Source organism: Streptomyces sp. NPDC006393 (assembly GCF_040628575.1).
Classification (GTDB): domain Bacteria; phylum Actinomycetota; class Actinomycetes; order Streptomycetales; family Streptomycetaceae; genus Streptomyces.
Window position 1 is genome coordinate 64,688 of the sequence record NZ_JBEXZD010000026.1, and the last position, 13,334, is coordinate 78,021.

At 71.1% G+C, this 13,334-nt stretch carries 13 protein-coding genes; 10 read left to right on the plus strand and 3 right to left on the minus strand.

Going from position 1 to position 13,334, the window contains the following annotated elements; translation table 11 throughout:
• Nucleotides 1-10 precede the first annotated feature (10 nt).
• From ABZ484_RS14205 to ABZ484_RS14245, 9 genes are all read left to right on the plus strand, one after another.
• Complete coding sequence (locus ABZ484_RS14205) at nucleotides 11-205, plus strand: hypothetical protein (protein ID WP_358866154.1); 195 nt, start codon at nucleotides 11-13, stop codon at nucleotides 203-205.
• 275 nt (nucleotides 206-480) lie between these two features.
• The gene (gene tatA / locus ABZ484_RS14210) at nucleotides 481-762 is read left to right on the plus strand and encodes a Sec-independent protein translocase subunit TatA (RefSeq protein ID WP_358866155.1); all 282 of its coding nucleotides are present in this window, start codon (nucleotides 481-483) and stop codon (nucleotides 760-762) included.
• 47 nt (nucleotides 763-809) lie between these two features.
• Nucleotides 810-1,760, plus strand: a complete 951-nt coding sequence (gene tatC / locus ABZ484_RS14215) for a twin-arginine translocase subunit TatC (protein ID WP_358866156.1) — start codon at nucleotides 810-812, stop codon at nucleotides 1,758-1,760.
• A 99-nt stretch (nucleotides 1,761-1,859) separates the two neighbouring features.
• Nucleotides 1,860-4,712 (plus strand): DEAD/DEAH box helicase, encoded by a 2,853-nt coding sequence (locus ABZ484_RS14220; protein WP_358866157.1) that lies wholly within the window; start codon nucleotides 1,860-1,862, stop codon nucleotides 4,710-4,712.
• 393 nt (nucleotides 4,713-5,105) lie between these two features.
• Entirely contained in the window at nucleotides 5,106-6,719 is a 1,614-nt protein-coding gene (locus tag ABZ484_RS14225) for an ATP-binding protein (RefSeq protein ID WP_358866158.1), read from the plus strand.
• Nucleotides 6,716-7,123: a roadblock/LC7 domain-containing protein gene (locus ABZ484_RS14230; protein WP_358866159.1), complete on the plus strand. Its 408-nt coding sequence runs from the start codon at nucleotides 6,716-6,718 to the stop codon at nucleotides 7,121-7,123. Before ABZ484_RS14225 ends, ABZ484_RS14230 begins: the two co-directional genes overlap by 4 nt.
• Nucleotides 7,120-7,527, plus strand: coding sequence for a DUF742 domain-containing protein (locus tag ABZ484_RS14235; protein WP_358866160.1), 408 nt, complete (start codon nucleotides 7,120-7,122; stop codon nucleotides 7,525-7,527). The genes ABZ484_RS14230 and ABZ484_RS14235 overlap by 4 nt, the downstream gene beginning before the upstream one ends.
• Nucleotides 7,508-8,128, plus strand: coding sequence for an ATP/GTP-binding protein (locus tag ABZ484_RS14240; protein ID WP_358866161.1), 621 nt, complete (start codon nucleotides 7,508-7,510; stop codon nucleotides 8,126-8,128). The genes ABZ484_RS14235 and ABZ484_RS14240 overlap by 20 nt, the downstream gene beginning before the upstream one ends.
• A gap of 134 nt (nucleotides 8,129-8,262) precedes the next feature.
• Entirely contained in the window at nucleotides 8,263-9,756 is a 1,494-nt protein-coding gene (locus ABZ484_RS14245; RefSeq protein WP_358866167.1) for a cytochrome P450, read from the plus strand.
• Here the strand turns inward: ABZ484_RS14245 and ABZ484_RS14250 are convergent.
• The 3 genes from ABZ484_RS14250 to ABZ484_RS14260 form a co-directional block, all read right to left on the minus strand.
• On the minus strand, nucleotides 9,750-10,748 hold the full coding sequence (locus tag ABZ484_RS14250) for an RluA family pseudouridine synthase (protein ID WP_358866162.1): 999 nt from the start codon (nucleotides 10,746-10,748) through the stop codon (nucleotides 9,750-9,752). The genes ABZ484_RS14245 and ABZ484_RS14250 overlap by 7 nt on opposite strands.
• Nucleotides 10,749-10,800: 52 nt before the next feature.
• Nucleotides 10,801-11,646: a siderophore-interacting protein gene (locus tag ABZ484_RS14255; RefSeq protein ID WP_358866163.1), complete on the minus strand. Its 846-nt coding sequence runs from the start codon at nucleotides 11,644-11,646 to the stop codon at nucleotides 10,801-10,803.
• A 103-nt stretch (nucleotides 11,647-11,749) separates the two neighbouring features.
• Nucleotides 11,750-12,679: a 5'-3' exonuclease gene (locus ABZ484_RS14260; protein ID WP_358866164.1), complete on the minus strand. Its 930-nt coding sequence runs from the start codon at nucleotides 12,677-12,679 to the stop codon at nucleotides 11,750-11,752.
• Between the two features lie 214 nt (nucleotides 12,680-12,893).
• Here ABZ484_RS14260 and ABZ484_RS14265 point away from each other — a divergent pair.
• The coding region (locus tag ABZ484_RS14265; RefSeq protein WP_358866165.1) for an ATP-binding cassette domain-containing protein at nucleotides 12,894-13,334 on the plus strand (441 nt) is incomplete at its 3' end.

Below are 13,334 nucleotides of genomic sequence, written 5' to 3' on the forward strand. Positions count from 1 at the left end.
TCTCGTGGGCATGTTCTGGCCGATGTTCGCGGTAGCCGCGGGTTTCCTGGGTCTCGCCGTCCTCGGAGTGCTCGCCGTGCGGGTCTTCGTCGAGGCGCGGCGGCTCGGGAGGCAGGTCTCGGAGTCGGCGAGCCGTATCAACCGGGCCGCCGAGGAGCTGGAGCGGGCGAGCCTGAGCGCCGCCCGGTCGGCGGAGTCGCTGTGAGTCCCGCGGACGACGGCCGGTGGACGGCGCCCGGTAAGAGTTGCGTGGGCGTGCGGCGCGGACGGCTTTCGCCCTGTCACGCTGCCACTTCCGCCAGGTACGCTGCTGAAGGCGGACCGGAGAACGAGGCCCGGACCGCGGACGGGAGTACGCACGGGGATTGCCTCACGTTCACCCCTGAGCGTTACGATCGCTGCCAGAACGATCGCTCGGTCACATGTCCGACCGGTCGGACAGCATCCCACCCAGCCGCCTCGGTGAGAAGGTAAAGACTTATGTTCGGAAGGCTCGGAGCCCCCGAGATCATTCTCATCCTCGTCGTCATCATCCTGCTGTTCGGCGCGAAGAAGCTTCCGGACATGGCGCGCTCGCTCGGCAAGTCCGCCCGCATCCTCAAGAGCGAGGCCAAGGCCATGAAGGACGAGGGTCGCACCAGCTCCTCCGCGCCGGCCCCCGGCGACGAGCAGCCTCCCGCGCAGCGCACGATCCAGGCCGCCCCCGGTGACGTGACGAGCTCGCGCCCGGTCAACGAGCCGACGGACACCACCCAGCGCTGACGCACGGCCGGACCCTCCGGCCTGCCGCACGAGATGAGGACGTGGGTTTGCTCAAGCCTGCCCGCAAGAAGGAGAGGGATCCCGAGGGGCGCATGCCTCTCGCGGACCACCTCCGCGAGCTCCGCAACCGGCTCGCGAAGGCGATGCTGGCCATCGTCGTCGTCACGATCGTCGCCGCCTTCTTCTACAACGACATCATCAACTTCCTGACGAGGCCCATCCTCGACTCGATCGGTTGCCCGCAGACGTTCGAACAGCTGGCGAGGACCAGCGGCAAGAAGCAGTGCGCGGAGATCACGATCAACGGCCTCCTCGCACCGTTCACGCTGGCTCTCCAGGTCTCGCTGATGGCCGGCGTCGTGGCCGCGTCGCCGATCTGGCTCTACCAGCTGTGGGCGTTCGTCGCGCCCGGCCTGCACCGGCACGAGAAGAAGTACGCCTACGCCTTCGTCTTCACCGGCGCCCCGCTGTTCTTCGGCGGCGCCTTCTTCGCGTACAAGGTGCTGCCCACCACCGCGAAGGTGCTGCTCGACTTCACGCCGAACGGGTCCATCAGGAACTTCCTGCCACTCGACGACCTGCTCCAGCTCGTCACGCGCATGGTGGTCGTCTTCGGCCTCTCCTTCGAGCTGCCGCTGCTGCTGATCATGCTCAACCTGACCGGGATGCTCACCGGCAGGCGTATGCTCGGCTGGTGGCGGGCCATGATCCTCGGCATCACGGTCTTCGCGGCCGTGGCCACCCCCAGCACCGACCCGCTGTCGATGCTGGCCCTCGCCGGTCCGATCTGGGTGCTGTACTTCGGCGCGGTCGCCTTCTCGCTGCTCAACGACCGCCGCAGGCGACGCCGTGAGGAGGCCGGCCCGTCCGACGACGAGGCCTCCGAACTCGACCTCACCCCCGAGGACGTCGGCGACGTCGAACCCGTCAGCGCCGGCAGCGGCCTGCCCGAGCAGTCCGGACCCGACCGGGTCAACGGCTACGACGACGTGACCTGAGCCCACCACCGAAGGCGCACGGCCGGCCGCTCCCCACCGCGAGCGGCCGGCCGTCGCGTGTTTCCGGGGTGATCCGCAGTTCCCGGGGTGATCCGGATAATGATCGTCCTGTTGTCAGCGTGGCCCGGTACGCTCGAAAGCACGATGACTCAGGACCTCTCACCGGCCGAGCGGTACGCGGCAGCGCGCAGGCGAGCTGCCGAGCAGGCCACCGCACTCGCGGGCTTCCGCGAGATGTACGACTTCGGCCTCGACCCCTTCCAGATCGAGGCCTGCCGGGCCCTGGAGGCGGGCAAGGGCGTGCTGGTCGCCGCGCCCACCGGCTCGGGCAAGACGATCGTCGGCGAGTTCGCCGTCCACCTCGCCCTCCAGCAGGGCAGGAAGTGCTTCTACACGACCCCCATCAAGGCCCTGTCGAACCAGAAGTACTCCGACCTGTGCCGTCGCTACGGCAGCGGCAAGGTCGGCCTGCTCACCGGCGACAACAGCATCAACGCGGACGCCCCCGTGGTCGTGATGACCACCGAGGTGCTGCGGAACATGCTGTACGCCGGCTCCCAGACCCTGCGCGGCCTCGGCCATGTGGTCATGGACGAGGTGCACTACCTCTCCGACCGCTTCCGCGGCGCCGTCTGGGAGGAAGTGATCATCCACCTGCCCGCCTCGGTGACGTTGGTGTCACTGTCGGCGACCGTGTCCAACGCCGAGGAGTTCGGCGACTGGCTGGACACCGTCCGCGGCGACACCGAGGTGATCGTCTCGGAGCACCGGCCCGTGCCGCTGTTCCAGCACGTGCTGGCCGGACGCCGGATGTACGACCTGTTCGAGGAGGGCGAGGGCCACCGCAGGGCCGTCAACCCCGACCTCACGCGCATGGCCCGCCTGGAGGCCAGCCGCCCCACCTACACGGACCGCCGGCGCGGCCGGAACATGCGCGAGGCGGACCGCGAGCGCGAGCGCCGGCAGCGCTCCCGGATCTGGACGCCCAGCCGCCCGGAGGTCATCGAACGGCTGGACTCCGAGGGCCTGCTGCCCGCGATCACCTTCATCTTCAGCCGCGCCGCCTGCGAGGCCGCCGTCCAGCAGTGCCTGTACGCGGGCCTCAGGCTCAACGACGAGGAGGCGCGGGAGGAGGTCCGCGCCCTGGTCGAGGAGCGCACCGCCCACATCGCGCCCGAGGACCTGCACGTCCTCGGGTACTACGAGTGGCTGGAGGGCCTGGAGCGCGGCATCGCCGCCCACCACGCGGGCATGCTGCCGACCTTCAAGGAGGTCGTCGAGGAGCTGTTCGTGCGCGGCCTGGTCAAGGCGGTCTTCGCCACCGAGACCCTCGCCCTCGGCATCAACATGCCCGCCCGCTCGGTGGTGCTGGAGAAGCTCGTCAAGTGGAACGGTGAGCAGCACGCGGACATCACCCCCGGCGAGTACACGCAGCTGACCGGCCGGGCCGGCCGCCGGGGCATCGACGTCGAGGGCCACGCGGTCGTGCTGTGGCAGCGCGGGATGAACCCCGAGCAGGTCGCGGGCCTGGCCGGCACGCGCACCTACCCGCTGCGCTCCAGCTTCAAGCCGTCGTACAACATGGCGGTCAATCTGGTCGAGCAGTTCGGCCGGCACCGCTCCCGCGAGCTGCTGGAGACCTCGTTCGCGCAGTTCCAGGCCGACAAGTCGGTGGTCGGGATCTCCCGGCAGGTGCAGCGCAACGAGGAGGGCCTCGCCGGCTACAGGGAAGCCATGACCTGCCACCTCGGGGACTTCACCGAGTACGCGCGGCTGCGCCGGGAGCTGAAGGACCGCGAGACCGAGCTGGCCCGCCAGGGCGCCGTGCAGCGCCGTGCCGAGGCCGCCGTCGCCCTGGAGAGGCTGCGGCCCGGCGACGTCATCCACGTGCCCACGGGCAAGTACGCGGGGCTTGCGCTCGTCCTGGACCCGGGCCTGCCCGCCGGCCGGTCCAACGGCCACCGGGGCTTCGAGCACCACGACGGGCCGCGCCCGCTGGTGCTGACCGCCGAGCGGCAGGTCAAGCGGCTGGCGGCGATCGACTTCCCCGTGCCCGTCGAGCCGCTGGAGCGGATGCGCATCCCGAAGTCCTTCAACCCGCGCTCCCCGCAGTCCCGTCGTGACCTGGCGTCCGCGCTGCGCACCAAGGCGGGGCACATCCGCCCGGAGCGGCACCGGGGGCGGCGCTCCCAGGCGGCCGACGACCGGGAGATCGCCCGGCTGCGCGCCGCCCTGCGCGCCCACCCCTGCCACGGGTGCAACGACCGCGAGGACCACGCCCGGTGGGCCGAGCGCTACCACCGGCTGATGCGCGACACCAAGCAGCTGGAGCACCGCATCGAGGGCCGCACGAACACCATCGCCCGGACCTTCGACCGCATCGTGTCGCTGCTGACCGAGCTGGACTACCTGCGCGGCAACGAGGTGACCGAGCACGGCAAGCGCCTGGCCCGGCTGTACGGCGAACTGGACCTGCTGGCCAGCGAATGCCTGCGCGAGCGCGTGTGGGAGGGCCTCAGCCCGGCCGAACTCGCCGCCTGCGTCTCGGCGTTGGTCTACGAGGCCCGGGTCAGCGACGACGCCCTGGCGCCCAAGCTGCCCTCGGGCAAGGCGAAGGCCGCGCTCGGCGAGATGGTGCGGATCTGGGGCCGGCTGGACGCCCTGGAGGAGGAGTTCCGGATCAACCAGGCCGAGGGCGTCGGCCAGCGGGAGCCGGACCTCGGCTTCGCCTGGGCCGCGTACATGTGGGCGTCGGGCATGGGCCTGGACGAGGTGCTGCGCGAGGCGGACATGCCGGCCGGTGACTTCGTGCGCTGGTGCAAGCAGGTGATCGACGTCCTGGGCCAGATCTCGGCGGCGGCTCCCGCCGAGGGGTCGACGGTGGCGAAGAACGCCCGCAAGGCGGTCGAGGCGCTGCTGCGGGGTGTCGTCGCCTACTCGTCGGTCGGGTAGACCTGTCCTTGGGGCAGGTCCTTTGGGCCCTGCCCGGCTCCTGAGCTGTGGGGCGTGACCGTGTGCGGCCGAGCCGCCCGGGTCACGCCCCTCGCTGCTCCCTCACCCGTCACGGTGAGTGGTTTTCGTACGCCTGTGCGTCGTCACGGTTCGTGTTCGAACGAATTCACGGTGTGTAAACGACCCGAGGGTACTCCTGTCCCGCGCCCGGTTTCAGGCGCTTGCCGAATATGACACGGCGATGATCCGGTCGGACTAAGCTCGCCCGCAGCGCACCGAGTTGATGGGTATTCGTGCGCTTGTTCCCAATCATCCCGAAGATGCCGACAGTTCCATGACATACCCCACTGGAAGCTGCCCCGAACCCCAGCCGATTCGTCTCAGAGGGCTTACATGGTGAGTGTCCAATCGCCCCCCGGCGGCCGCGAACTTCCCTACACGCGTGTGCTGTTGCTGCCCGCCGTCCTGATGGCGGCGGCCTCCGGAGCCGCCGTCGCACTGGTGACGGACTCGGCCCGCCTCGCCGTCGGCTGCTGCGGCGCCGTCGCCGTCCTGCTGGTTCTCCTCACCGGCGCCGAAGCGGTGCGCCGCGGGCGCACCATCCGGGACCAGCGGGAGGAGTTCGCCCGACGCACCGAGTACCTGGAGCGGCGGATCGCCTCCCACGACGCCCAGATCACCTACCTCGGCACGGAGATCATCCCCAACTCGGTCGCCTATCTGCGCGGCAACCACACCGTGCGGGAGGTGATGCGCGACATCATCGACGGCGACCCGGAGTGGCGGCACCTGCCCGAGTCGCAGCGCGCGGTGGTCCGCATGATCCTCAAGATCGTGGACCAGGAGGAGAACATGCGTGACTCCACGCAGCGCTCCTTCGTCAGCATCGCCCGCCGCGTCCAGGCCATCGTGCACCAGCAGGCCATGGAACTCAGGGAGATGGAGGAGGACCACGGGCGCACCCCCGAGGTCTTCGACGACCTGCTGCGCATCGACCACGGCACCGCGCTGATCGGCCGTCTCGCCGACTCCGTCTCCGTCCTCGGCGGCGGGCGGCCGGGCCGCCAGTGGCCCAACCCCGTCACCCTCTACAGCGTGCTGCGCGGCGCCATGTCCCGGATCCTGGAGTACCGGCGCATCGAACTGCACTCCATCGCCAAGGTCAACATCAAGGGCACCGACGTCGAGCCGGTCATCCACGCCGCGGCCGAACTCCTGGACAACGCCACCCGCTACTCGCCCCCGCACACCAAGGTGCACGTCACGGCCATCGAGGTGCAGTCCGGCGTCGCCATCGAGATCGAGGACGCGGGCGTCAACCTCAACGAGGAGTCCCGCACCCGTATCGAGAGCATGCTGGAGGCCGCCAAGGCCGGGATCGACCTCCAGGAGGTCGGCGCGGAACCCCGCCTGGGCCTGGCGGTCGTGGGCCGGCTGTGCACGGCGTACAAGATGCAGGTCTCCCTGCGGCCCTCCGCCTACGGCGGGGTACGTGCCGTACTGATCGTGCCCAGCAACATGATGACCACCGAGCCCGCCCCCGGCCTGGCCCACGGCATCGGCGCCACCTCCATTCCCCACCCCGGCGAGGACGCGCTGGAGGGCCCCAAGCGCGCCCCCAAGAAGCGCCGCCCCACCAGCCCGCGCATCCCCGCCACCGTGCCGATGGAGGACGACGTCCCCGAGGTCACCGAGTGGACGGCGAACGGCCTGCCGCAGCGCCGCAGCAAGGTCAAGATCCCGCTCAGCCAGCGCATCGCCGAACAGTACGCGGCCGAGCGCGCCGAGCAGGAGGGCCGGTCCGTGTGGACGTCCCCCGAACCGGAGCCCGAGCCGGCCGTCGAGGAACCCCCGCCGGGCATGTGGGTCGACGCCTTCTGGGACGGCCTGAAGAAGGACAACCCGCACCCCGACCCCACCGCGTTCACCCAGGACCCGACCGCATTCCTGCACCTGATCGAGAAGCCGGCCCGCGCCGAGGCCGACGACGAGGGGGACCTCAAGTGATCCAGCAGCGCGCCAACTTCGACTGGATGCTCAAGCAGCTCCACGACTCCGTGCCCGGCATCGAGATGATCGTGGTGCTCTCCGCCGACGGCCTGCGGATCGCCCGCTACGGCGGTGAGCCCGACGCCGCCGACCGGGTCGCCGCGGCCTGCGCCGGCCTCCAGAGCCTGGCGAGCGCCGTCGCCGTGGAGATCCCGGGCAGCGACGGCCGGATGAAGCTGGTCATCATCGAGATCGACCGCGGCTACTTCTACCTGATGTCCGCCGGTGCCAACGCCTACCTCGCGGTGCTCGCCGACGTCCGCACCGAACCCGGCACGATGAGCGCCCACATGCGCGACCTCGTGGTCCGTATCGGCTCCCATCTCACCAGTCCGCCCCGGCGCAACGGGCAGACCGTATGACTCCTCCGCGACGCCAGAGGCGCTACCCCGCACCCGAACCGCCGCCGCCCGCCAAACCCGCCAAAGAGGGCCGGCAGAAGAACCCCGAGCGGCTCTACGTGGTCGCCGGCGCCGACGAGGACGGCGCGCGCGCCGCGCTCGACCTGGTCACCCTGGTCGTGGCGCGCGCCGATCCACCGCCGTCCGCGACCCCGGAGCAGGCGGCGGTGCTGCGGCTGTGCGGCGCCCCGCTGTCCGTGGCCGAACTGTCGGCCTATCTCAACCTGCCGTTCAGCGCGATGACGGTCCTGATCACCGAGCTGCTGACGGCCGAACTGGTACAGGCGCGCGCCCCGATCGTCCGCCAGGCGCTCCCCGACCGTTCCCTCCTCGAAGCGGTGATGCATGGACTACAACGGCTCTGACACCCTCCCCGGCCCACGCGCCGAGGACCATCTTCCGCACACGGCCCAGGCCGCGGCGAAGATCGTCATCGTCGGGGGCTTCGGGGTCGGCAAGACGACGATGGTCGGCTCGGTCAGCGAGATCAGGCCGCTGACCACCGAGGAGACCATGACCCAGGCCGGCATCGGCATCGACGACAACTACGGATCCGAGTCCAAGACGGCCACCACCGTGGCGATGGACTTCGGCCGCATCAGCATCACCGACCAACTGGTGCTCTACCTCTTCGGCACCCCCGGCCAGCAGCGCTTCTGGTTCCTGTGGAACGGCCTGTTCGAGGGCGCGCTCGGCGCGGTCGTCCTGGTCGACACCCGGCGCCTGGAGGTCAGCTTCGACGTCATGGGGCGGCTGGAGGAGCGCGGTGTGCCCTTCGTCGTGGCCATCAACTCCTTCCCGGACGCGCCCCGTTACCCACTCCCCGAGCTGCGTTCGGCGCTCGACCTGTCCGAGGAGATCCCGATGGTCGACTGCGACGTCCGCCGCCGCGCCTCCAGCCGGGACGTGCTGCTGACCCTGATGCGCTATCTGCACTCCCTCACCATGACCGGCTCGCTCCGCTGAACCGACGTGGCGCCGACGCGGCACCGACCTCCCCTCTCCTTCTCCGTCCTCTCCTTCTCCTTCGTCCCGACATCGTCCCGAAAGCGACCGCTGTGACGTCTGAATCCCAGTTCCTGACCGGTCCGGACGACCGCATGCCCGCACCGCCCCCCGGCTGCCCCGCGCACGGCATCGGGCCCGGGGGGCTGCACCGGCTCCACGAGGCCCCCGACCTCAGGGCGCTGTACGAGCAACTCCGCGAGAAATACGGTCCGGTGGCGCCCGTACTGCTCCACGACGACGTGCCCATGTGGGTGGTCCTCGGCCACGCCGAGAACCTGCACATGGTCCGCACACCCTCGCACTTCACCCGGGACAGCCGCGTCTGGACGCCGCTCAAGGACGGCATGGTCAAGCCCGACCACCCGCTCATGCCGCACATCGCCTGGCAGCCGATCTGCTCCCATGCCGAGGGCGAGGAGCACAAGCGGCTGCGCACCGCGGTCACCGCGGCCATGGTGACCATCGACCACCGCAGCCTGCGCCGCACCATCGGGCGCGCCACCCAGCTCCTGGTCAACAGGTTCTGCGAGACCGGCCGGGCCGACCTCGTCGACCAGTTCGCCGAGCACCTGCCCATGGCGGTGATGTGCGACGTCCTCGGCATGCCCGAGGAGTACAACGACCGGATCGTGCAGGCCGCCCGCGACATGCTCAAGGGCACCCAGACCGCGATCGCCAGCAACGAGTACATCATGGGCTGCCTGCGACGGCTCGTCGCCCGCCGCCGCGCCCGGCCCGACGAGGACTTCACCAGCCACCTCGTCGAACACCCGGCCGGACTGACCGACGACGAGGTGGCCCAGCACCTGCGGCTCGTGCTCATCGCGGCCTACGAGGCCACCGCCAACCTCCTGGCCAACACCCTCCGCCGGGTCCTCACCGACCCGGGCTTCCGCGCCCAGCTCAACGGCGGACAGATGACGGTGCCGCAGGCGGTGGAGCAGTCCCTGTGGGACGAGCCGCCGTTCAGCACCATCCTCGGCTACTTCGCCAAGCAGGAGACGGAACTCGGCGGCCAGCGCATCCGCGCCGGCGACGGGCTGCTGCTGGGCATCGCGCCCGCCAACGTCGACCCCCGGGTACGCCCCGACCCGACGGCCGACATGATGGGCAACCGCTCCCACCTCGCCTTCAGCGGCGGGCCGCACGAGTGCCCCGGACAGGACATCGGCCGCGCCATCGCCGACGTCGGTGTCGACAAGCTGCTGATGCGACTGACGGACGTCCAGCTGGACTGCGCCGAGGAGGAACTGCGCTGGACCGAGTCGATCGCCTCGCAGCACCTGGTCGAACTGCCGGTGCGGTTCACCCCGCAGCCGCAGCAGGACGTGATGTCGCAGCCGAGCCACACCCCGATGCCGGTGCCGCAGCCGCGCGCCGCCTGGGAGATCAGCACCGTACGGGCGGAATCGGAGCCGCCCGCCGAGGCGCCGGCTCCCCAGGGGGCGGCATCTCCCACACGGCCGCCCTGGCCCGCACCGCCCGATGCCGTACCGCCCGCGCCCGTGGGCACCGGCGAGGCCGGGGAACCCGGCCGCCCCAGAGGCGTCTGGCAGCGGTTCCTGCGCTGGTGGCGCGGCTACTGACCGGTCCCGGTCCCGGACCCGCTCCCGGTGCCGTCCGTCGGCGACTGCTTCGCCCACCCGGTGGCACCGGACCAGGCCTCGAGCGTCCGGGCGCTGCGGAACCGGCGGGCCGCCCCCGTCACCGGATCGGTGAACTCCAGCTCCCGGGCGAGCAGTTGCAGCGGGCGCCGGAAGTCGCCGGGCGGGACGGGGCCGGTCACCACCGGATAGAGCGGATCGCCGAGGATCGGCACGCCCAGCGCGCTCATGTGCACCCGTAGCTGATGCGTCTGCCCGGTGCCGGGCACCAGCCGGTACCGGGCGAGGCCGTCCGCGCGGTGCTCGGCCAGCTCCACCCGCGTCACGGCGTTCGGCTCGCCCGGAACCTCACGGGCGGCCGGCACCCCGCGCTCCTTCACGATCCGGCTGCGCACCGTCCGGGGCAGGGCGAGCTCAGGGTCGTACGGCGCGACGGCCTCGTACTCCTTGCGCACCCGGCGGTCACGGAACAGCGTCTGGTACGCGCCGCGCTCCTCGGGGCGCACCGTGAACAGCACCAGGCCGGCGGTGAGCCGGTCCAGACGATGCGCGGCGCCGAGCGTCGGGATGCCCAGCTCGCGCCGCAGCCGCGCCAGCGCGGTCTCGGCGACGTGCATGCCGCGCGGAGTGGTGGCCAGGAAGTGCGGCTTGTCCACGACGACGAGGTGCTCGTCCCGGTGGACCACCTCCAGCGCGAACGGCACCGGCACCTCCGCGGGCAGGTCCCGGTGGAACCACACGAACATCCCGGGCTCGTACGGCGCGTCGTACGCGACCGCCCGTCCGTCCGCCCCGACGATCCGCCCGGCCTCGAACATCGCCTCGATCACGCCGGGCCCGGCCCCGGACAGCCGCTCCACCAGATGCTCCCGCACGGTCGCCCACGCCCCCTGGGCGGGCAGCCGCACCCGCACCGGGTCCACCCCGTGTCGCTGGGGCAGGGGAGCGGCTGGGGTGCGGGTCTTGCGTCTCATCGCCCGAAGCCTACGAGGTGGCCTGTCTCGTGCGGCTACGCGGTGGCGTGCCTCACGCGGCCGGTGCCGCGCTCTCCTGCTCCGCCTCGATCCGGGCGTTCCACTCCCGCTTGGAGGCCTGCCAGCCGTCCTCGTTGTGCCCGAGGCGCCAGTAGCCGGAGATCGACAGGTCCTCGCGCGGGATCGCGTGCTCCACCCGCAGCAGCCGGCGCAGCTCCTTCACGAAACCGGCCTCGCCGTGCACGAACGCGTGCACCCGGCCCTCGGGGAACTCGAGCGCCCTGACGGCAGCGACCAGCGCCTCGCCGACCGGCCGGTCCCCGCGGTGCAGCCAGACCACTTCCACGTCGGAGTCGATCTTCTGCTCCTCCTCGGGGCCGGCGACCTCGACGAAGGCGTGCGCCGTGGCGCCCGCGGGCAGCGCCTCCAGGGAGCGGGCGATCGCCGGAAGGGCGCTCTCGTCACCGGCGAGCAGATGCCAGTCGGCGCTCGGGTCCGGGGCGTAGGCGCCGCCGGGGCCCATGAAACGCACGGTCGCACCCGGCCGGACCAGCAGCGACCAGGGGCCGGCCAGGCCCTCGTCGCCGTGGATCACGAAGTCCAGGGTCAGCTCGCGGTGCGCGGCATCCCAGGCGCGCACGGTGTAGGTCCGGGTCACCGGCCACTGCTCGCGCGGGAACTCCGCTCGGATCCGCTCCATGTCGAACGGCTCGGGATAGGTGACGCCGTCGGCGGGGAACAGCAGCTTCACGTAGTGGTCCGTGCAGGTGTCGGCCGAGAAGCCGGCCAGACCCTCGCCGCCGAGCACCACGCGCTGCATGTGCGGAGTCAGCCGCTCGGTGCGGACGACCTGCGCGGTGTGGGCCCTGCGCGGCTTGCGCGCCGGACGATCTGCCATGACGGCCTCCCTGTTCCCCTATGCTTAGGCTTACCTAAGTTAGCACCTTCCGTCGGCGAACACCCTCTCTTTCCCGGCTTCATGAGCGTGCGTCGGCGGTTCGTCACGCCGCCAGCGTGGTGAGCAGCCGCTGAAGGGAGCCTCCCAGGCCCCAGCGGCCGGCCAGCTCCTCCAGCGCCGCCGGGTCGCGCGGGGTGCGCGGCAGCGCCGTGCCGGCGTCCGGCAGCGGGACGTCGGCGGCGACGCGCACGACCGTCGGCGCCACCGCGAGATACGGCCGCGCCTCGTCGAGCCGCTTGCGCTGGGACGGTGTGAGCCGGGCCTTCGGGTCGTCGACGGCCGCCAGGATCCCGGCCAGGTCGCCGAACTCGGCGAGCAGCCGGGCCGCCGTCTTCTCCCCGATGCCGGGCACGCCCGGCAGTCCGTCGCTCGGGTCGCCGCGCAGCAGCGCCAGGTCCGCGTACCCGCTGCCGTCGACCCCATACTTCTCCCGCAGCACCGCCTCGTCGGTGGTCTGCAGCGTGCCCACGCCCTTGACCGGGTACAGCACGCGCACCCCGCGCGCGTCGTCCACCAGCTGGTACAGGTCGCGGTCGCCGGTGACGATGTCGACGGGGCCGCTCGCCCGGGCGGTGTAGCTGCCGATCACGTCGTCCGCCTCGTACCCCTCGACGCCGACGCGCGCGATGCCGATGGCGTCCAGGACCGCCTCGATGACCGGGACCTGCGGGGAGAGGGTGTCCGGCACCTCCTCCTCGTCCGGGCCGCCGGCATGCTCCTCGGCGACGCGGTGCGCCTTGTAGGAGGGGATCAGCTCCACCCGCCACTGGGGCCGCCAGTCCGCGTCCATGCAGGCCACCAGGTGGTCGGGGTGGTGGTCCTTGACGAGGCGGTCGATGAAGTCGAGCAGTCCGCGCACGGCGTTCACCGGCGTCCCGTCCGGGGCCTTGATCGACTCCGGGACGCCGAAATAGGCGCGGAAGTACAGCGAGGCGGTGTCGAGGAGCATCAGTCGTCCGGTCACGTCTCGCATCATGCCGTACGGCACTGACAGTCACCGGCAGTCACCGGCCTGTGCGGGAAAGCGGGGTTCATGACGGGTGAAGGTGACGGAGTGTGAAGCAGGCCACTTTCGGGTTTGTCTCGGGGGTGCGGGGGCAGGCGCGGGCCGGAGCGAAGGTGGTTGCGTTATTCAACTGTTATTCGTCCTTCGTCTCCTGTCCCTGGCCCCGAGGTGAGAGGTGCGCGTGTCAGCCAGGCTTCAAGCAGAACACCTGTACAAGGTGTTCGGCAGACGACCGGACGACGCAGTGGAGAAGCTCCGTCAAGGAGCCGGCCGCGAGGAACTGCGCGCCGACGGCACCACAGCCGCCGTCATCGACGCCTCCTTCGAGGTGGAACCCGGACAGATCTTCGTCGTGATGGGGCTGTCCGGCTCCGGCAAGTCCACCCTGCTGCGGATGCTGAACGGGCTGCTCGAGCCCACCGCCGGACAGGTCCGTTTCGACGGCCAGGACCTCACCGCGCTCAGCGCCCGGGAGCTGCGCGAGGTCCGCTCCAAGAAGATCAGCATGGTCTTCCAGCACTTCGCGCTCTTCCCGCACCGCAGCGTCCGGGACAACGCCGCCTACGGCCTGGAAGTGCAGGGCGTGCCCCGCGCCGAGCGCGAACGCCGCGCCGACGAGGCG